Genomic DNA, 17,017 nt, shown 5'->3' on the forward strand with positions numbered 1-17,017 from the left:
GCTTGCGACGGCCAACCCGCTACGGCACGAAGGTCGTGAACAGATAGATCGCGAACAGCATCAGGTGGATCACCCCCTGCAGCACCGTGGTTCGCCCGTTCGCCAGCGTCTGTGACGCGACGATCAACGACAGGAACAACAGCACCGTCGACTTGGCATCGAGGCCGAGGCTGATCGGCAGGTCGGTGACGATCGACAGCACCGCGACGGCGGGAATGGTGAGGCCGATCGTCGCCAGCGCCGACCCGAGCGCGAGGTTGAGGCTGGTCTGGAGTCGGTCGGCCTTCGCCGCGCGCACCGCCGCCAGCCCTTCGGGCGCAAGGATCACCGCGGCGATCAATACTCCGAGCACCGCGGGCGGCGCGCCCCAATCGGCGAGCAGCGCGCCCATCACCGGCGACAGATTCTTGGCGAGCAGCACCACCGCGAACAGGCTGGCGAGCAGCAGCGTGCCCGAAATGGCGGTGCGCTGAAGCGTCGGCGGTTCGGCATGGGTGTCGGGCACGCCGTCACCGTCGATATCGATATCGGCATCGGGCAGGAAATAGTCGCGGTGGCGGACGGTCTGGACCAGCGCGAAGGTGCCGTAGAGAATCAGCGACACCCCGGCGACGAAACCGAGCTGGGTTGCCGAATAATAGGATCCCGGCGCGCTCGAGGTGAAATTGGGTAGCACCAGCGTCACCACCGTCAGCACCGTCAGTGTCGCCAGCGCGGCGCCCATTCCGGTACGCTGGAACCGCTGCTCGTGATGACGGATCGCACCGCTCAAGAGGCAAAGGCCGAGGATCAGGTTCACGATCACCATCACCGCCGCAAACACGGTATCGCGCGCCAGCGTCTGCGCCTTTTCAGGTTCGGCCTGCATCAGCGTGAGGATCAGCCCGACCTCGATCACGGTGACAGCGAGCGCGAGGATGAGGGTGCCGAAAGGCTCGCCGACGCGGTGCGCTATCACCTCGGCATGGTGGACCGCCGCGACGACGGCTCCCATCAGGATGATCGCCACTATCCACGCGTTGAGCGGCATCGCGAGACTGGCGAGCGCGGCGATGAAGCCGAGGATGGGGAAAAGATCGTGGGTCCGGTCGGCAAGGCGGAATTTGGAGGTCATGGGGCTTCTATTGCAGCAGGGTAAGCGCCTGACCACCCCTAACCGCGTCCTCCTCCACCCGTCATCCCGGCGAAGGCCGGGATCTCTCCGTCGCGCCATATCGCACCGGCGAGATCCCGGCCTTCGCCGGGGTGACGATCCAACTAGGGAGCACTGGAGTGCGACCGCACCGGCAATCCCGCGGCCGCAAGCCGCGCATGGGCTTCGGCAATCGTCGCTTCGCCGAAATGGAAGATGCTGGCGGCAAGCACTGCGCTGGCGCCACCCTCGATCACCCCGGCGACCAGATGATCGAGATTGCCGACCCCGCCCGAGGCGATTACCGGCACGCTGACCGCGTCGGCGATCGCGCGGGTGAGCGCGAGGTCGTAGCCGTCCTTGGTCCCGTCGCGGTCCATGCTGGTGACGAGCAATTCCCCGACGCCCAGATCGGCAAGCCGGATGGCGTGGTCGAGGGCATCGATGCCGGTGGGTGTGCGCCCGCCGTGGGTGAAGATTTCCCAGCGGCCATCGGCGACGCGGCGCGCGTCGATGCTGCCGACCGCGCACTGGCTGCCAAAGCGGTCGGCGATGTCGGCGACGAGTTCGGGGCGCGCGACCGCGGCGCTGTTCACCGCAACCTTGTCGGCGCCCGCGAGCAGCAGCGCGCGCGCATCGTCGGCGCTGCGCACCCCGCCGCCGACGGTGAGCGGCATGAAGCAGACGGCGGCGGTGCGGCTGACCATGTCGAGCAAGGTGCCGCGGCCTTGGTGGCTGGCGCTGATGTCGAGGAAACACAGTTCGTCGGCGCCCGCCGCGTCATAGGCACGCGCCGCCTCGACCGGGTCGCCAGCATCGCGCAGATCGACAAAGTTCACGCCCTTGACGACGCGCCCGTCGGCGACGTCGAGGCAGGGAATGACGCGAACGCGGACGGTCACCGGCCCCCCTCCCATTTATGGGAGGGGTTGGGGGAGGGTATGTTGGTGAAGGTGGGCTTATAAAACATGCCCTCCCCTAACCCCTCCCGCCAGCGGGAGGGGAATTTCCCACCGCAATCGCCTCGGCGAGATCGAGGCGCCCGTCGTAGAGCGCTCGCCCGGTAATCACGCCTTCAATGCCATCGGCGACATGCGGGCGCAGCGCATGGATGTCGCCGATGTCGGCAACCCCGCCGCTTGCGATCACCGGAATGGCAACCGCCTGCGCCAGCGCCACCGTCGCCGCGACGTTGCAGCCCTTGAGCAACCCGTCGCGGCCGACGTCGGTGAACAGCAACGCGGCAACCCCGGCATCCTCGAACCGCCGCGCCAGATCTTCAACGCGGACGTCGGACACATCGGCCCAGCCTTCGGTGGCGACCATGCCGTCGCGGGCATCGACGCCGACGATAATCCGCCCGGGCAGGTCGCGCGCCGCCGATTTGACAAACTCGGGATCCTTGAGCGCCGCGGTGCCGATGATCACGCGATCGACGCCGAGCGCGAGCCAACGGTCGACGCCTTCCCGATCACGGATGCCGCCGCCAACCTGCACCTTGCCCGGAAAGGCGGCGATGATGCTTTCGACCGCGGCGCCGTTGACGCTGGCGCCCGCAAAGGCGCCGTCGAGATCGACGACATGGAGGTGTGATGCGCCGGCATCAGCGAACAGCCAGGCCTGCGCCGCCGGGTCGTCGCCATAGACGGTCGCGCGGTCCATATCGCCCTCGGCCAGGCGCACCACCTGTCCGCCCTTGAGGTCGATCGCGGGGAAGATGGTCAGGGCCGCCATGCGAGGAATCTTTCGAGCGTTGCGAGGCCGTAAGCCTGGCTTTTTTCGGGGTGGTACTGGACGCCGACGATATTGTCCTTCGCCACCGCGGCGGTGAACGTCGCGCCATGGCTGCTGGTGGCGGCAACGTCGGCGGTGTCGGCGAAATGATAGCCGTGGAGGAAATAGGCCTCGCCTTGGGCGATTACCGGATGCGCGGCGGTCGGCACGACGTCGTTCCAGCCCATGTGCGGGATGCGCAGGCCCGGCGCGGGGTCGAAGGCGCGGACGGTGCCGCCGATCCAGCCGAGTCCCGCATGGCGCCCATGCTCCTCGCCCGCATCGGCGAGCAATTGCATGCCGACGCAGATGCCGAGAAAGGGGACACCGTCGGTGCGAACGCGGCGATCCATGGCTTCGACGAGGCCCGGGATTGCGGACAGCCCATTCATGCAGGCAGCAAACGCCCCGACGCCTGGCAGCACGATGCGGTCGGCCTTGGCGACGATATCGGGATCGGCGGTCACCGCCACTTGCGTTGCACCCGCCGCGACGAGCGCATTATGCACCGAGCGAAGATTGCCCGCGCCATAGTCGATCAGGGCAATGGTCACTTAATCCCCCTCCCGCTTGCGGGAGGGGTTAGGGGTGGGTCAGCGACGGTGCAGCCACCCACCCCGCTGCGACTAGCGAACAAGTTCGCAAGTCTCGCTGCCCCTCCCGCTTGCGGGAGGGGGAATGTCACAACACCCCCTTGGTCGAGGGGATCGCATCGCCCTTGCGCGGGTCGATTTCGACCGCTTGGCGCAGTGCGCGCGCCAGCGCCTTGTACAGGCTTTCGGCGATATGGTGGTTATTCTCGCCGTAGAGCGTCTCGATGTGCAGCGTGATCCCAGCGGTCTGCGCAAAGCTGTGGAACCAGTGCGGGAACATCTCGGTGTCCATCTCGCCCAGCCGCGGCTGCGAGAAGCTGGATTTGTAAACGCAGTGCGGGCGCCCCGAAATGTCGAGGATACAGCGCGTCAGCGTTTCGTCCATCGGCGCATGCGCTTCGCCGTAGCGCGCGATGCCGCGCTTGTCACCGAGCGCCTTCAACACCGCCTCGCCAAGCGCGAGCGCACTGTCCTCGACCGTGTGGTGCTGGTCGATGTGAAGATCGCCCTTCACCTGCATCGAGATATCGATCAGCGAATGGCGCGACAATTGTTCGACCATATGGTCGAGGAAACCGATGCCGGTCGAAACCGAATAGTCGCCAGTGCCGTCGAGGTTGACGGCGATCGCGATGTCGGTTTCCTTGGTCGTGCGCTGGACGGTGGCGGTTCGCATGTCCTGCCCCATAGCAGCCACTTTTCACCATGCAAGGCGACTCTCCCCCCTTGACCCATCCGCCCGGCCCGTTCATCCCCCTGCCCCATGACCGATGACGTTCGCGACAGCCTGATTCCCTATGACGAAATCGTGCAGGACGCGCTGCGCGCCGTGGTCGGCCGCGTGCTGCGCCAGATCGAGGGTTATGACAGCCTGCCGGGCGAGCATCATTTCTATATCACCTTCAAGACGCAGGCGGCCGGGGTGTCGATTCCCGCGCATCTGATCGCCAAATTCCCCGACGAAATGACGATCGTGCTGCAGAACCGGTTCTGGGACCTGAAGGTCGCCGCCGATTTTTTCAGCGTCGGGCTGTCGTTCAACCAGACGCCGTCGATCCTAACCATTCCCTATGCCGCGATTACCGCGTTCGTCGATCCATCGGTCGATTTCGGTTTGCAGTTCCAGGTCAGCGACGACGAGGCGACCGCACCCGAACCACATGACGCAGCCGACAATGATCGACCGGACGTGACGAACGAAGACGGGTCGAACGTCGTGACGGTGGATTTCGGCAAAAGGAAGTAACGCCGTGGCGGCGCCATGGCCCCCCAGCCGGTTCTGGCAATATTGGGCACTCGCCGGGATGCTGGTCCTGACTGCCGCCTTTTGGTGGAGCGTCGAGGGCCTGACCCTCTTCGGAGAAGCGACATCGCGCGGCCAGATGGCCGACGGCCTGCTGCGTTTCAGCCTGTTGATCCTGACCCCGGCGCTGGTGCTCGCATGGCTGCTCGCAGCCTGGCTCCGCCGCCGCGTCGGCGAAACGGGATATTGGAAGATGCTGGGCCTGGTCGCGATGATCTGGGGCGGGGCGGTGCTGGTGACGCGGATGCTGGTGGGATGAGCGGCACGCGGACCGAGACGGACAGCATCGGGGCGATCGAGGTTCCGGCCGATGCCTATTGGGGCGCGCAGACGCAGCGGAGCCTTAAAAATTTTCCGTTCCCGCCGCACGAGCGGATGCCGATCGGGATCATCCATGCGCTGGCAATGGTGAAGCAAGCCGCGGCGCGGGTGAACCGCCACCATGGCCTTGATGCCAAAATTGCGGACGCCATCGAGGCGGCGGCGGCGGAAGTCGTCGCGGGCCAGCATGACGACCAGTTCCCGCTGACGATCTGGCAAACGGGCAGCGGCACCCAGTCGAACATGAACGTCAACGAGGTGATCGCGGGCCGCGCCAACGAGATGCTGACCGGGCAGCGCGGCGGCAAATCGCCGGTGCATCCCAATGATCATGTCAATATGAGCCAGTCGTCGAACGACAGTTTTCCAACCGCGCTGCATGTGGCCGCGGCGCTGGCGACCCGCGACCGACTGACCCCCGCCCTCCACTCGCTCCACGACGCCATCGCCGACAAGGCTCAGGCATGGCGCGATGTGGTCAAGATCGGGCGCACGCATCTGCAAGATGCCACCCCGCTCACATTGGGGCAGGAATTTTCAGGCTATAGCTGGCAGCTGGCGGCGGCATCGACCCGCATAACCGGCTCGGTCATTCTCCTCCATGACCTGGCCCAAGGCGGGACGGCGGTTGGCACCGGATTGAATGCACCCGCCGGGTTTGGCGAGGATTTCGCGATCGAAATCGGTGCATTGACCGGCATCGCGTTTCAGTCCGCCTTCAACAAGTTCGAAGCCCTGGCGACCAACGACGCATTGGTCGAGTTTTCCGGGACGCTCAACACGCTGGCGGTCAGTCTGACCAAAATCGCCAATGACATCCGCTTGCTCGGTTCCGGCCCGCGCTCGGGGCTGGGTGAACTCCTCCTGCCCGCGAACGAACCGGGAAGCTCGATCATGCCGGGCAAGGTCAATCCGACCCAGTGCGAGATGCTGACGATGGTTGCCGCGCAGGTGATCGGCAATCATCAGGCGGTGACCGTCGGCGGGGTGCAGGGGCATCTCGAACTCAACGTGTTCAAACCGCTGATCGGCGCCAATGTGCTGCGATCGATCGAATTGCTGAGCATCGGCATGGAGAGCTTTGCCAAGAACTGCGTCGAAGGACTGGAGCCCAATCGCGAACGCATTGCCGAGCTGGTCGATCGCTCGCTGATGCTCGTCACCGCGCTGGCCCCGGCGATCGGCTATGATCGCGCCGCGGAGATCGCCAAACAGGCGCATGAGAGCGGATCGACGCTGCGCGAGGCCGCACTTTCGCTTGGCGCTATCGATGCCGCGACCTTTGACCGGCTGGTCGATCCGCGATTGATGCTGGGGCCGGAACCCAAAGCCCCTTAGCGAATTGATAGGGGAGAAGGAGATTTGGGCATGATTGGCAGGATCGTCGGCGGGATGCTGGGCAGCGCAATCGGAAGGCAAAAGGGCAATCACCCGGTCGCGGGTGCGGTGATCGGCGCAGGCGCGCTGTTCGCGGCGCGGCGGCTGTTTCCGCAGCGCTATGCCGCCATGGCTGCTTGGGCGGCGGCAGGCTATCTGACCAAAAAATGGGCCGAGCGCGCCGAAGCGCGGCAGGCGGCTGAAAAAGCCCACGCGGTCGATCCCGAACTGGCGCGCGCAGGCGTGGTTGACAGCTATGCCGGAACCACCGATGTCGCGCCCGACGGGCAGGCCATCGGCGATGCGCTGCCTCCGGCGATCCCACTGGACACCAACGGCACGCGCCCAGCGGTTCACTAATCAAGCCGCCTACCCCAACGCAGACGGTTTGCCCAAACGCCGGACAAGCGCGGCTACGGCGCTTTGTACCATATTGGTTATTATTCTTGACATTGCTACGCTGATGTGGCACGAAGCTCCCCTCATCAGCACGTGCGGACGGGCCTGACCCGATTCGGTGTGAGCGGGGTATCGGGCCTTCAATTGACCCGGTACCTTGCCTTCACCGGCGCCTGCTGTATTGCTGAATTAATACACAAGCGAGAGGGAATGGGTCATGGCGCGGAGCGCGATAGGGCGGGCAATCGGGATGGCAGTCGCCGCTTTGGCGGCTCAGGCGGCGCTCGCGCAGACCGGCGATGGTGCGACGATCGCCGCACCGGTCGCGGAAAGTCGGGAAGTGCAAGACCGCGCCTTTGCCGCTGACTTCGATCGCTTTCTCGAAAACACGATGGCGCGCTTTCCGTCGGTCCCTGCCCTATCGGTCGCGGTCGTTCGTGACGGCGCACCGGTGTTCGTGGGCGCGAAGGGGCGCGCCGATGTTGAGGGCGGGATCGCGGCCACCGCCGACACCCCCTTTTACATCGCGTCGTCGACCAAGGCCTTTGTCGGCACCGCGCTGGCGCGGCTCGACGCGCGCGGGACGATCGATCTCGACTGGACGATGCGCGAACTGGCGCCCGATTTGGCCTTTGCCCAAGAGATTCGCGCGGACCAGATCAGCCTGCGCGATCTGTTGGCGCATCGCCACGGGCTGGCGGGCGACGCGATGGCGTTCCGGCTCGCCTATAGTGGCGACTATGACGCGGCAGTGCTGGAGCGGCTGCTCGCCGGGTTAAAGCCCGATGCCGAGACGCCCGCCGGGACGTTCCGCTATAGCAATATCGGCTATAATGTCGCGGCGCTGCTGATCGAGCGGCGCACGGGGCTGCGCTGGCAGGACATCGTCGAGGCGGAGCTGTTGACCCCGCTGGGCATGACCGAGACGCTGGCCGAGGGACTGGCAGCGGGTGGTTCCCGGACACCGGTTGCGGCGCCTTATAGCGGCGGCCAGCGAGTGTATCTGACCAAGGTCGATCAGACGATGCATGCGGCGGGGGGCATGGTTGCGAGCGCGAACGACATGGCGCGCTGGCTGGCGCTGCAACTGGCGGGCCGCGGCGCGATGGCCGAGGCTGCCGAGGCGGCGCGCGAGCCGGTGGCGACGATCGAAAGCGCCTTCGGGCCGTTTCGGCGGACGGGATATGGGCTGGGCTGGTATTCCGGCCCGTTTGACGGCGGTACACTCTATCACGCCTTTGGCTCGTTCGCCGGGGCGCGGGCGCATGTGTCGGTGCAGCCGGACACCGGGCTGGGGGTCGCGGTGACCGCAAATGACGATGGCGTGGGATTCCGCCTGGTCGATCTGGTGGCACTCTATGCCTATGACTGGTATCGGCTTGGCGCGGCAGAGGCCGAGGTGCGGGCGACCGCGCAATTGGACGCGTTAGCGGGCCAATGGGCGAAGCAGGTCGAAAAGCTTACGACGCAGCGCGCCGAACGCGCCGCGCGCCCGTCGCAGCTGAGCCTGTCGCCCGCTGCTTATGCCGGCGATTATTGCAATGCCGATTACGGCACGATCCGCGTCGCGCCACAGGGGATGCAGCTTCAGCTGACGATGGGGCGGCTGCATGGGCGCACCGAAGCGGGGACGGATCCCGACACGGTGCGCGCCGAGCTGATCCCCGGGCAGGGCGAAATCTATCGCTTCACCGTCGCGGGCGGCGTGGCTACCTCAATCGACGCCTTTGGCAGCCGGTTCGATTCCTGCATGGATCGCGGCGGATCGGCTAGCCCGCCGCCTGCCATTCCTTGATCGCCTCGATTGGCGAGACGAGCATCAGGACGTTGAGGGTCAGATTGTCGCGGATCGTCCACAGCGTGAAAAGTTCGAAAACGATCGCGATGGCGAGCGTCACCCACCAGCGCATCCGACTGGCGGCGAGGAAGCCCGCGATCATGAATAGTGCGTCGCTGACCGAATTGAGGATCGAATCGCCGCTGTAGCCGAACGCCATCGTCACTTCGCGGTAGCGATCGATGATGATCGGTGAATTTTCGAGGATTTCCCACGCCGCCTCGATCCCGATCGCGAGTGCGAGCAGCACCCAGAGCGGCTGGCGTGGCAGCAGCCAGCGACCGAGGCCGAAGAAGATAAAGCCGTGGATGATGTGGCTGAAGCTGTACCAGTCCGAAATCTGCTGGCTGTTCTGGTCCGACTGGACGGTGCCGTGCCACAAGCTGATCGTGCCGCACGGACAGATCGGCGGGCGCCCCATTGCGAAGAGGATCGCGGTGAATATGGCCAATAGCGCGGCCGCGACGAGCCAGCCGGTGCGTGAAATCCCCATCATGCTGGCCGCCCTTCGCGCTTGACCGTTGCCCTGTGTCAGGCGAATAGCGCGCATGGCTGAAAGCGTCCACCTGAACCGCCGCGGCGTGTTGTTCGTCCTCTCCTCGCCGTCGGGCGCGGGGAAGACCACCATCTCGAAAAAGATGCTGGGCGTCGACCCCGACATCGCGCTGTCGATCTCGGCCACCACCCGCCCGCCGCGCCCCGGCGAGATCGACGGCAAGGATTATCATTTCGTCGATACCGAGACGTTCAAGAAAATGGCCGCCGACGGCGAATTTCTGGAATGGGCGCATGTGTTCGGCCACCGCTATGGCACCCCGCGCGTGCGGGTCGAGGAGCTGTTGGCGGCGGGCAAGGACGTGCTGTTCGACATCGACTGGCAGGGCGCGCAGCAGCTGTATCAGGAAGCGGGGCCCGATGTGGTGCGCGTGTTCGTGCTGCCGCCGACGATGGAGGAGCTGGAACGGCGGCTGCGCAGCCGCAAGACCGACAGCGACGAGGTGATCGCGGCGCGCATGGCCCGCGCCGCGAACGAGATCAGCCACTGGGACGGTTATGACTATGTGCTGATCAACGACGATGTCGACGAATGTTATGGCGAAGTGATGGCGATTTTGCGCGCCGAGCGATTGAAGCGGCGACGGCAGATCGGGTTGATCGGCTTTGCGCGCGACCTGATCCGGTCGGTGCCGGAGGGCGATACGGCGATTTAGCGACCATCGTCATTGCGAGCGCAGCGAAGCAATCTCCAGCTATCGGCCTTGCGCGAGGCCGATAGCTGGAGATTGCCGCGTCGCCTTCGGCGCCTCGCAATGACGAAGAATTAGATGGGCGTCACCAGATTGGCGGTCAGTTCGGCGACCATCTCGGCGCGCAGCGGCTTCGCCTGATTGTCGGTGCGGCACACGACCACGGTGTCGCACGTCGCGATGGCGCGGCCGTTCTGGAACATCGCCTGGACGATCGTCCAGCTGGAGGTGCCGAGGCGGCCGATGCCGGTCGCAATCTGGACCGGATCGGGGAAATTGCCCTCGGCGAGATAGCTGATCTCGACGGCGGCGACCATCGTGCGTTCGTTGGCGGGACGCTCGCCGAGCGGGCGGACCTGGCGGTTCATCATCACCCGGCCACTTTCGAACAGCGCGGCAAAGGCCACATTGTTGAGGTGGCCGTTGATGTCCATGTCCTGAAACCGCGTCTGGAACTCGGCACAGACGGGGTAGCTGGCGGGGTTCAGCCGCCAGCTTTCCGGTCTAGAGCGCGATGACATGATATTGGCCCACCGTGACGGAGTCGATTTTGGCCGAGTGCGAGGCGCGAGGAGCGGCGCGATGCGGGACATCGTGCCCGACGAGCAACGTGGCAATCGGCCAAAATCGGCCCGCCCCGGAGGGGTTGCCCCCGGAAGCCCGCCGGACAGCGGCGCGTCTCTGGACCGGGCAACCAGCCCGTCCTGCGAGACGCTTCTTGCCGGCGAACTTCCGGGGGCAATCACGGTGGGTCAATATCATGTCATCGCGCTCTGCGCATATCAGCGGGGACCCATGCGAATCCCGCCGTCGAGGCGGACGTCCTCGCCGTTGAAATAGCCGTTTTCGATCATGCACAGCGCCAGCGCGGCATATTCGGGCGGATTGCCGAGCCGCTTGGGGTTGAGCACCGAGGCGCCCAGCGCGTCGCGAACATTCTGCGGCGCACCGGCGAGCAGCGGGGTGTCGAAGATGCCGGGCAGGATGGTGTTGACGCGGATATTTTCGGCCGCAAGGTCGCGCGCGATCGGCAGGGTCATGCCGACGACGCCACCCTTTGATGCCGAGTAAGCGGCTTGGCCGATCTGGCCGTCCTCGGCGGCGACCGACGCGGTGTTGACGATCGCGCCGCGGTCGCCGTCTTCGGTCGGGTCGAGCGTCATCATGCCCGCCGCCGACTTGGCGATGCAGCGGAAGGTGCCGACGAGGTTGATCTGGATGATCCAGTTAAAGGCATCGAGCGGGAAATGCTTGATGCTGCCGTCTTCCTTGCTGCGGCTGGCGGTCTTGATCGCGTTTCCGGTCCCGGCGCAATTGACAAGGATGCGTTCCTGGCCGATCGCTTCGCGCGATTTGGCAAAGGCGGCGTCGACCGATGCGTCGTCGGTGACATTGCATTCGCAGAACACGCCGCCGAGTTCTTCGGCAAGGGCTTTGCCCTTTTCTTCCTGCAGGTCGAAGATCGCAACCTTGACGCCCTTGGCGGCGAGTGCGCGCGCGGTGGCGGCGCCGAGACCCGAGGCACCGCCGGTGACGACGGCGGATACGGTGGAGTCGAGTTTCATGTGGTTTCTCCTGACTAAAGCCCCTCCCCTTTAGGGGAGGGGTTGGGGTGGGGTTTCGCGGCGCAGAGCAAGGCCGATAAACCCCACCCCACTGCGACTAGGCAGCAAGCTGCCAAGTCTCGCTACCCCTCCCCTGAAGGGGAGGGGTTTATGTCGTTACAGCCGTTCGATGATCGTGACGTTGGCCTGACCGCCGCCTTCGCACATCGTCTGGAGGCCATATTTGCCGCCGGTCGCGTCGAGCACCCCGAGCAACGTCGCCATCAGCTTGGTCCCGCTGGCGCCGAGCGGGTGGCCAAGCGCGATGGCGCCGCCGTGCTGGTTGAGCCGCGCATGGTCGGCGCCGAGATATTTCAGCCACGCGAGCGGCACCGGCGCGAACGCCTCGTTGACTTCATAGGCGTCGATATCCTCGATCTTCATGCCCGCGCGCTTCAGCGCCTTTTCGGTCGCGAACAGCGGTTCTTCGAGCATGATCACCGGGTCGCCCGCAGTCACCGAGACATGGTGGATGCGCGCGCGCGGGGTCAGGCCATGATCCTTGAGCGCCTGTTCGGACACGATCAGCGCCGCGCTGGCGCCGTCGCAGATCTGGCTCGACGAGGCGGCGGTGATCGTGCCGCCTTCCTGAAGCAATTTCACGCCCGCAATGCCTTCCAGGGTGGCGTCGAAGCGGATGCCTTCGTCGACGAGGTGGGTCTGGCGGCCGTCGGGGGTGTCGATGTCGAGCCCGACGATTTCGCGCTGGAAATGCCCGGCTTCGGTCGCTGCCTTGGCGCGGCGATGGCTTTCGAACGCATAGGCGTCGAGATCGTCCTTGGTGAAGCCGTGCTTTTTGACAATCATTTCGGCGCCCATGAACTGGCTGAACATGATGCCGGGATATTTTTCCTCGAGCCGCTCGGACTTATAGTGGCCAAGGCCTTCCTTGATGAACAAGGTCGCGACGCTGCCCATCGGGACGCGGGTCATGCTTTCGATGCCGCTGGCGAGGACGATGTCCTGCGTCCCCGACATCACCGCCTGCGCCGCGAACATCATCGCCTGCTGCGACGAGCCGCACTGGCGGTCGATCGTCACCGCGGGGATCGAGTCGGGCAGGTTCGAGGCGAGGACGGCGTTGCGGCCAAGGTCCATCGTCTGCTGCCCACCCTGCGACACGCAGCCAGTGATGACGTCGTCGATCTTTGATGTGTCGAAATCATTGCGGTCGGCGATCGCGTCGAACACCGCGGCGCCAAGGTCGACGGGGTGGATACCGGCGAGCTTGCCGCCGCGCTTGCCGCCGGCGGTACGGACGGCATCAACGATATAGGCATGGGCCATGGAGTAATCCTTTCAATGATCGATCAGTTAGTCGAAATATAAAATGCGGCCACCGCGTCTGCCCCCGCGAGCGCCGCGTCGATGACAAAAATCATGAGCATCGGCCCCGAAAACACGGGCCAGTAAGCCTGTCCAATCCGCCCACCCCGAACAGCGACGGGCACGTTGAACCAGAACTGGCTAAAATTGGCCGCGGCAAAAAAGGCGAACAGCACGATCTGTTGCTCGGCCCCTGCAAAAGCCGCTGGCGCGGTCGCGAGATAGAAGGCGAGCAGTGCGAGGGCGAGGTTCATGCCGCCGAGAAAGGCTACGCTCGCCTTGATCGTCGGCACCAGCGCATTGTCGCGCGCCTCGCGCGGTACCAGGATCTTGGCGGTGTTCGTCTGCGCAATGCTGAACTGGATGAACGCCGCGAAGAACCAGAGACCGTTCAGAAGAAAGAGAATCTGGGCCCAAGTCATAGTTTCCGCCCGATCAGTTCCTTCATAATCTCGTTCGTGCCGCCAAAGATGCGCGTTACACGCGCGGCGCGCCAGGCGCGGGCGATGGGATATTCGTTCATATAGCCCGCTCCGCCGTGCAGCTGGAGGCATTTGTCCATGACTTCCCATTGCAGTTCGGTGTGCCACAGCTTTGCCGCGGCGCCCTCTTCCGGGGTCAGTTCCTTTTTCAGGTGCCGCGCCAGCGCCCAGTCGAGATGCGCCCAGCCGACCTGCAATTTTGTCTTGAGGTCGGCGAGCACGAAGCGCGTGTTCTGGAAATCGAGGATTGGCTTGCCGAACGCCTTGCGGTCGCGGGTAAATTCGACGGTGTCGTCAAAGGCGCGCTGCGCCGATGCCTGCGCCGACACCGCGATTGAAAGCCGTTCCTGCGGCAGTTCGCTCATCAGATAGATGAAGCCCTTGCCCTCTTCGCCCAGGCAGTTGGTGATCGGGACGCGGACGTCGTTGAAGAACATTTCCGAGGTATCGGCCTCGTCCTGCCCGATCTTGTCGAGATTGCGGCCGCGCTCATAGCCTTCGCGGTCGGCCTCGACGAGGACGATCGAGACGCCCTTCCACGCCGGCTCGACTTCGGTGTCGGTCTTGACGCACACCAGGATCAGGTCGGCGTTCTGGCCGTTGGTGATGTAGGTTTTCGACCCGTTGATGACATAATGATTGCCATCCTTTTTCGCGGTCGTCCGCATGCCCTGAAGGTCGCTGCCGGTGCCGGGTTCGGTCATTGCGATCGCGGTGATGACCTCGCCCGCAACCATCTTGGGCAGCCAGTGCTTCTTCTGTTCTTCGCTGCCATATTTGACGATATAATTGGTGACGATGTCCGACTGGAGCGAGAAACCGGTGGTGGCGCGACCGTAATAGGCGCTCTCTTCATCGACGATCGCGTTGTAGCCGAAGTCGAGGCCGAGCCCGCCATATTCTTCGGGCACCGTCGGACACAGCATGCCAAGCTCACCCGCCTTGGGCCAGATCGACTTGGGGACGATCTTGTCCTCGGCCCATTGCGCGGCGTTGGGGGCGACTTCCTTTTCGAGGAACTGGCGCACCGTGGCGCGAAACGCCTCATGATCGTCGGTGTAGGCGGTGCGCGACAGATGATCGAGCGACATGGATTTCCTTTCCCTTGCGGCAGCCGAACGCAAGCGGGGAGTCGGCCGCAACTTATCGCTCGCCAAAAGACCTTACGTTTACGTGCACGTCAAGTGGAAAGACGTTACGGCATGAAAGTTTGAGCGCCGGTCGGCGCGCGTGGTGAATTGTTTACCTGCCGTTCCGTATCTCGTCATCCCGGCGAAGGCCGGGATCTCGCCGGTGGGTCAATCCGAGAGGGTGAGATCCCGGCCTTCCCGGGCACACTTATGTTATAACTCGCTCAGAGTAGCCATTTGAGCTGACGATGGACAGCCATGCACACCCGTGTGTTTAAAAACACCAGTTACCAATCAGGGCCAGCAAGCCCAATATGCTCAGCTGGGCGAGGCGGGCAATGATTTCAGCAGTTCCATCGCCAACGTCGGTCGATCGATCTTCGACAACGCTCGATCAAAGCATTCATTCGAGCTAAAACCTTCAGTTGTAAGCGTCAACGAAACCAGACCCGTCGCACCGATAAGCATGTTCACCATAGGCAACGAGGATCCGGCTAGAACGTGGCCCGCCTCGTCACCATAGGGCGCCAAGAGCACAGTGCCCTCCGAGGGACCTTTGAACGATCGGACGATTAGCAAATGCTGCCGCAGCGCCCCGTCCTTGACCACATCGTTCAAGCGCACCACGAACCCCGTAAAATCGGACTTCTCGGTCAAGTACCGCGCGGTGATTGCTGGGTCTTGGCCAACGCCAGGAGGATTGACACACATGGCGTGAGCCGGTGACGCCGCTACCATCGATACCGCTAGCGCGCCGAACAAACGAATTCTCATCTCAACCCCGATCGCCATTTTAATCCGATAGATACGAAGATGGGCACGAAATGGCGCCCATCCTCGCACAGCCAAACATGGCTCAAACTTCGAGACCATAAAAAGTCTTAAAGTGCGCAGGATTCTGCGGGTCGCCGCCATATACATGGGCGGTCAAAAAATAACCCTCCTGAAAAAAGCGCATCAGAACGACGACGTTATCTTCCAGCAGCGCCGAAATTTCGTCCCCGAACGAGATATACAGATCATCACCGATGCGCTCATATTTGGCGTCCCGAAGATCCGTCCCAGTAGGATAAATCAAGGTGTTCATGCCGCCAGCACAGTAAATCAACTTTGTGCCTACATGCGTCACAGCGACTTGATGAGCACCGCCCGGTAGCAGCACGATGTCATTCCCGTCGGCCGTACTGATCGTACCCATTGCCGAAAAGACAGGCCCCATCAGATAATTGTTCGCGTTCGTCCCAGGCAGTCCGTATTGAGGCCCGTAAATACCGCCGGGATCCGCTTGCGTGACGTCGGAAACAATGTCGGGAGAATCTAGAAACTCCTTCGCCTTAAAACCCTCGAACAGATCCCTCTGCAGCTGGCCGTCTTCGTTATAGGTATCACCGCTAACGTCGGTCAAAAATTTGCCGCTCGAATCGCGCATCAGATGAGCCAGCTCGTGCGCCAACACGCTCCGAAAACTAAGATCGCCATAAGCCGCATCGTTGAGACGGCTGCCCACAACCGTGATGACAACCTCGCTATTCTCGGCAAATGACTGCGTGCCATCCGGGGCTTGCGTGGCGGGAAACCTGACGCCCCCAGCCTGCGTGCTTTCAAAATCCGCCGGCGCCGTGTTCACCACCTCTACACGGAGCTTCACATTCTTGGCCACCATCTCGTCGAACGAGTTCGACAGATCCTCATTGTTGCCCACGTTTGCGAGGGCGGCCGCTACGGCCGCGGCCTCGCTCTTGCTTACGCCAATCATCGTCGTTTCCGGCGAATCTTCTGTCTCATTGATCGTGATCGGATCAAGCTGACTGTCTCGCTCTTCCAAGACTTCGCGAAGAGTTTTTCCGTCAACCTCAAAATTATTGGCCGGCAAGGTGATGACCGGGATATTGATATACTCACCCCCATAAAACGAGGGCGCTGGATCGAGGCGAGCAACTACAATAATGTCAGACATAAGCACTGTACTCCGGGTAGCGTCGGGGGAGCTTCGCTTTTGCGAGAGTGTGCGACCCTTATTGCCCAAACCTGAGCCGCCATACCTACAGCTTTATGACAGGAGGTTCTCATCCTCTCAGCCCATGACGGCCTGCACAAGCGGCGAGGCCGCCTCCAACATCATCTCTCGCGCGTCAAACCCCTTTATCTTCCTGATCAATTTTTGGGACCGGAAGATGCTGGGCCACCAACTGCCATTGGACGAGTGCACCGACGAATTATGGAACGCCAAGGCAAACTGTCGTCATGCCTGGTGCTCAATCGAATAGCTGGATATGGGCCGCTTACGGGCATTCTGGATTTCGTGCGCGAAAACCCCCAAAATCCTTGTTTGCTGAACCGCAGTATCGGTGTCCCCGCCTTCGCGGGGACACTTATGTTATAAGCCGCTTGAAGTATCGATTTAATGGGCGCTTGCTCGTGCTTCCAGCCCGAAGGGCGGCATATCCATTCATCCGCTGGAATGTGTCTTCTCTGGACCCGGTCCCAAATCTT

Annotated in this window: 20 protein-coding genes; 6 read left to right on the forward strand and 14 right to left on the reverse strand. The window is 63.3% G+C overall.

Going from position 1 to position 17,017, the window contains the following annotated elements; genetic code table 11:
• Positions 1–19 precede the first annotated feature (19 nt).
• From VGN68_RS03690 to hisB, 5 genes are all read right to left on the reverse strand, one after another.
• On the reverse strand, positions 20–1,114 hold the full coding sequence (locus VGN68_RS03690) for an ionic transporter y4hA (RefSeq protein ID WP_327473961.1): 1,095 nt from the start codon (positions 1,112–1,114) through the stop codon (positions 20–22).
• Positions 1,115–1,257: 143 nt separating this feature from the next.
• Positions 1,258–2,034: an imidazole glycerol phosphate synthase subunit HisF gene (gene hisF / locus VGN68_RS03695; protein WP_327473963.1), complete on the reverse strand. Its 777-nt coding sequence runs from the start codon at positions 2,032–2,034 to the stop codon at positions 1,258–1,260.
• 76 nt (positions 2,035–2,110) lie between these two features.
• Positions 2,111–2,866 carry a 1-(5-phosphoribosyl)-5-[(5-phosphoribosylamino)methylideneamino]imidazole-4-carboxamide isomerase gene (hisA, locus tag VGN68_RS03700; RefSeq protein ID WP_327473965.1) on the reverse strand — a complete coding sequence of 252 codons (756 nt, stop codon included), beginning with the start codon at positions 2,864–2,866 and terminating at the stop codon, positions 2,111–2,113.
• Positions 2,854–3,459 (reverse strand): imidazole glycerol phosphate synthase subunit HisH, encoded by a 606-nt coding sequence (hisH, locus tag VGN68_RS03705; protein WP_327473967.1) that lies wholly within the window; start codon positions 3,457–3,459, stop codon positions 2,854–2,856. Before hisH ends, hisA begins: the two co-directional genes overlap by 13 nt.
• A 127-nt stretch (positions 3,460–3,586) precedes the next feature.
• Complete coding sequence (hisB, locus tag VGN68_RS03710; protein ID WP_327473968.1) at positions 3,587–4,174, reverse strand: imidazoleglycerol-phosphate dehydratase HisB; 588 nt, start codon at positions 4,172–4,174, stop codon at positions 3,587–3,589.
• An 87-nt stretch (positions 4,175–4,261) separates the two neighbouring features.
• Here hisB and VGN68_RS03715 point away from each other — a divergent pair, with 87 nt between their 5' ends.
• The 5 genes from VGN68_RS03715 (at position 4,262) to VGN68_RS03735 (ending at position 8,693) form a co-directional block, all read left to right on the forward strand.
• The gene (locus VGN68_RS03715; protein ID WP_327473970.1) at positions 4,262–4,744 is read left to right on the forward strand and encodes an SspB family protein; all 483 of its coding nucleotides are present in this window, start codon (positions 4,262–4,264) and stop codon (positions 4,742–4,744) included.
• A gap of 4 nt (positions 4,745–4,748) precedes the next feature.
• On the forward strand, positions 4,749–5,060 hold the full coding sequence (locus VGN68_RS03720; protein ID WP_327473972.1) for a hypothetical protein: 312 nt from the start codon (positions 4,749–4,751) through the stop codon (positions 5,058–5,060).
• Positions 5,057–6,460, forward strand: coding sequence for a class II fumarate hydratase (gene fumC / locus VGN68_RS03725; RefSeq protein WP_327473974.1), 1,404 nt, complete (start codon positions 5,057–5,059; stop codon positions 6,458–6,460). Before VGN68_RS03720 ends, fumC begins: the two co-directional genes overlap by 4 nt.
• A gap of 30 nt (positions 6,461–6,490) precedes the next feature.
• The gene (locus VGN68_RS03730) at positions 6,491–6,859 is read left to right on the forward strand and encodes a hypothetical protein (RefSeq protein ID WP_327473976.1); all 369 of its coding nucleotides are present in this window, start codon (positions 6,491–6,493) and stop codon (positions 6,857–6,859) included.
• A 289-nt stretch (positions 6,860–7,148) separates the two neighbouring features.
• Entirely contained in the window at positions 7,149–8,693 is a 1,545-nt protein-coding gene (locus tag VGN68_RS03735; RefSeq protein ID WP_327473978.1) for a serine hydrolase domain-containing protein, read from the forward strand.
• Here the strand turns inward: VGN68_RS03735 and VGN68_RS03740 are convergent.
• A complete protein-coding gene (locus VGN68_RS03740; protein WP_327474001.1) occupies positions 8,668–9,228 on the reverse strand; it encodes a DUF2585 domain-containing protein in 561 nt (186 codons plus the stop codon). The genes VGN68_RS03735 and VGN68_RS03740 overlap by 26 nt on opposite strands.
• A 55-nt stretch (positions 9,229–9,283) precedes the next feature.
• Between VGN68_RS03740 and gmk the strand changes: the two genes are divergently transcribed.
• Positions 9,284–9,946 carry a guanylate kinase gene (gene gmk / locus VGN68_RS03745; RefSeq protein WP_327473980.1) on the forward strand — a complete coding sequence of 221 codons (663 nt, stop codon included), beginning with the start codon at positions 9,284–9,286 and terminating at the stop codon, positions 9,944–9,946.
• 110 nt (positions 9,947–10,056) lie between these two features.
• Here the strand turns inward: gmk and VGN68_RS03750 are convergent, their stop codons facing one another.
• The 8 genes from VGN68_RS03750 to VGN68_RS03785 form a co-directional block, all read right to left on the reverse strand.
• Positions 10,057–10,503 carry an acyl-CoA thioesterase gene (locus VGN68_RS03750; protein ID WP_327473982.1) on the reverse strand — a complete coding sequence of 149 codons (447 nt, stop codon included), beginning with the start codon at positions 10,501–10,503 and terminating at the stop codon, positions 10,057–10,059.
• Entirely contained in the window at positions 10,487–10,744 is a 258-nt protein-coding gene (locus VGN68_RS03755) for a hypothetical protein (protein WP_327473984.1), read from the reverse strand. The genes VGN68_RS03750 and VGN68_RS03755 overlap by 17 nt, the downstream gene beginning before the upstream one ends.
• A gap of 20 nt (positions 10,745–10,764) precedes the next feature.
• On the reverse strand, positions 10,765–11,547 hold the full coding sequence (locus VGN68_RS03760) for an SDR family NAD(P)-dependent oxidoreductase (protein WP_327473986.1): 783 nt from the start codon (positions 11,545–11,547) through the stop codon (positions 10,765–10,767).
• Positions 11,548–11,703: 156 nt separating this feature from the next.
• Entirely contained in the window at positions 11,704–12,873 is a 1,170-nt protein-coding gene (locus VGN68_RS03765; protein WP_327473988.1) for an acetyl-CoA C-acetyltransferase, read from the reverse strand.
• A gap of 23 nt (positions 12,874–12,896) precedes the next feature.
• Positions 12,897–13,334, reverse strand: a complete 438-nt coding sequence (locus VGN68_RS03770; RefSeq protein WP_327473990.1) for a hypothetical protein — start codon at positions 13,332–13,334, stop codon at positions 12,897–12,899.
• Positions 13,331–14,485, reverse strand: coding sequence for an acyl-CoA dehydrogenase family protein (locus VGN68_RS03775; protein ID WP_327473994.1), 1,155 nt, complete (start codon positions 14,483–14,485; stop codon positions 13,331–13,333). The genes VGN68_RS03770 and VGN68_RS03775 overlap by 4 nt, the downstream gene beginning before the upstream one ends.
• A 357-nt stretch (positions 14,486–14,842) precedes the next feature.
• A complete protein-coding gene (locus VGN68_RS03780) occupies positions 14,843–15,316 on the reverse strand; it encodes a hypothetical protein (RefSeq protein ID WP_327473996.1) in 474 nt (157 codons plus the stop codon).
• 64 nt (positions 15,317–15,380) lie between these two features.
• Entirely contained in the window at positions 15,381–16,481 is a 1,101-nt protein-coding gene (locus tag VGN68_RS03785; protein WP_327473998.1) for a hypothetical protein, read from the reverse strand.
• Between the last annotated feature and the right edge of the window lie 536 nt (positions 16,482–17,017).

It is taken from the genome of Sphingopyxis sp. (assembly GCF_035998965.1).
Lineage (GTDB): Bacteria > Pseudomonadota > Alphaproteobacteria > Sphingomonadales > Sphingomonadaceae > Sphingopyxis.

What these genes read in the sequence shown, in the direction of transcription:
- VGN68_RS03755 (WP_327473984.1), bottom strand. Translation starts at nt 10,744, where the DNA reads ATGATATTGACCCACCGTGATTGCCCCCGGAAGTTCGCCGGCAAGAAG.
- fumC (WP_327473974.1), top strand. Translation starts at nt 5,057, where the DNA reads ATGAGCGGCACGCGGACCGAGACGGACAGCATCGGGGCGATCGAGGTT.
- VGN68_RS03690 (WP_327473961.1), bottom strand. Translation starts at nt 1,114, where the DNA reads ATGACCTCCAAATTCCGCCTTGCCGACCGGACCCACGATCTTTTCCCC.
- VGN68_RS03765 (WP_327473988.1), bottom strand. Translation starts at nt 12,873, where the DNA reads ATGGCCCATGCCTATATCGTTGATGCCGTCCGTACCGCCGGCGGCAAG.
- hisA (WP_327473965.1), bottom strand. Translation starts at nt 2,866, where the DNA reads ATGGCGGCCCTGACCATCTTCCCCGCGATCGACCTCAAGGGCGGACAG.
- VGN68_RS03785 (WP_327473998.1), bottom strand. Translation starts at nt 16,481, where the DNA reads ATGTCTGACATTATTGTAGTTGCTCGCCTCGATCCAGCGCCCTCGTTT.
- gmk (WP_327473980.1), top strand. Translation starts at nt 9,284, where the DNA reads ATGGCTGAAAGCGTCCACCTGAACCGCCGCGGCGTGTTGTTCGTCCTC.
- VGN68_RS03770 (WP_327473990.1), bottom strand. Translation starts at nt 13,334, where the DNA reads ATGACTTGGGCCCAGATTCTCTTTCTTCTGAACGGTCTCTGGTTCTTC.
- VGN68_RS03730 (WP_327473976.1), top strand. Translation starts at nt 6,491, where the DNA reads ATGATTGGCAGGATCGTCGGCGGGATGCTGGGCAGCGCAATCGGAAGG.
- VGN68_RS03740 (WP_327474001.1), bottom strand. Translation starts at nt 9,228, where the DNA reads ATGGGGATTTCACGCACCGGCTGGCTCGTCGCGGCCGCGCTATTGGCC.
- VGN68_RS03780 (WP_327473996.1), bottom strand. Translation starts at nt 15,316, where the DNA reads ATGGCGATCGGGGTTGAGATGAGAATTCGTTTGTTCGGCGCGCTAGCG.
- VGN68_RS03760 (WP_327473986.1), bottom strand. Translation starts at nt 11,547, where the DNA reads ATGAAACTCGACTCCACCGTATCCGCCGTCGTCACCGGCGGTGCCTCG.
- VGN68_RS03735 (WP_327473978.1), top strand. Translation starts at nt 7,149, where the DNA reads ATGGCAGTCGCCGCTTTGGCGGCTCAGGCGGCGCTCGCGCAGACCGGC.
- VGN68_RS03775 (WP_327473994.1), bottom strand. Translation starts at nt 14,485, where the DNA reads ATGTCGCTCGATCATCTGTCGCGCACCGCCTACACCGACGATCATGAG.
- VGN68_RS03715 (WP_327473970.1), top strand. Translation starts at nt 4,262, where the DNA reads ATGACCGATGACGTTCGCGACAGCCTGATTCCCTATGACGAAATCGTG.
- VGN68_RS03750 (WP_327473982.1), bottom strand. Translation starts at nt 10,503, where the DNA reads ATGTCATCGCGCTCTAGACCGGAAAGCTGGCGGCTGAACCCCGCCAGC.
- hisB (WP_327473968.1), bottom strand. Translation starts at nt 4,174, where the DNA reads ATGCGAACCGCCACCGTCCAGCGCACGACCAAGGAAACCGACATCGCG.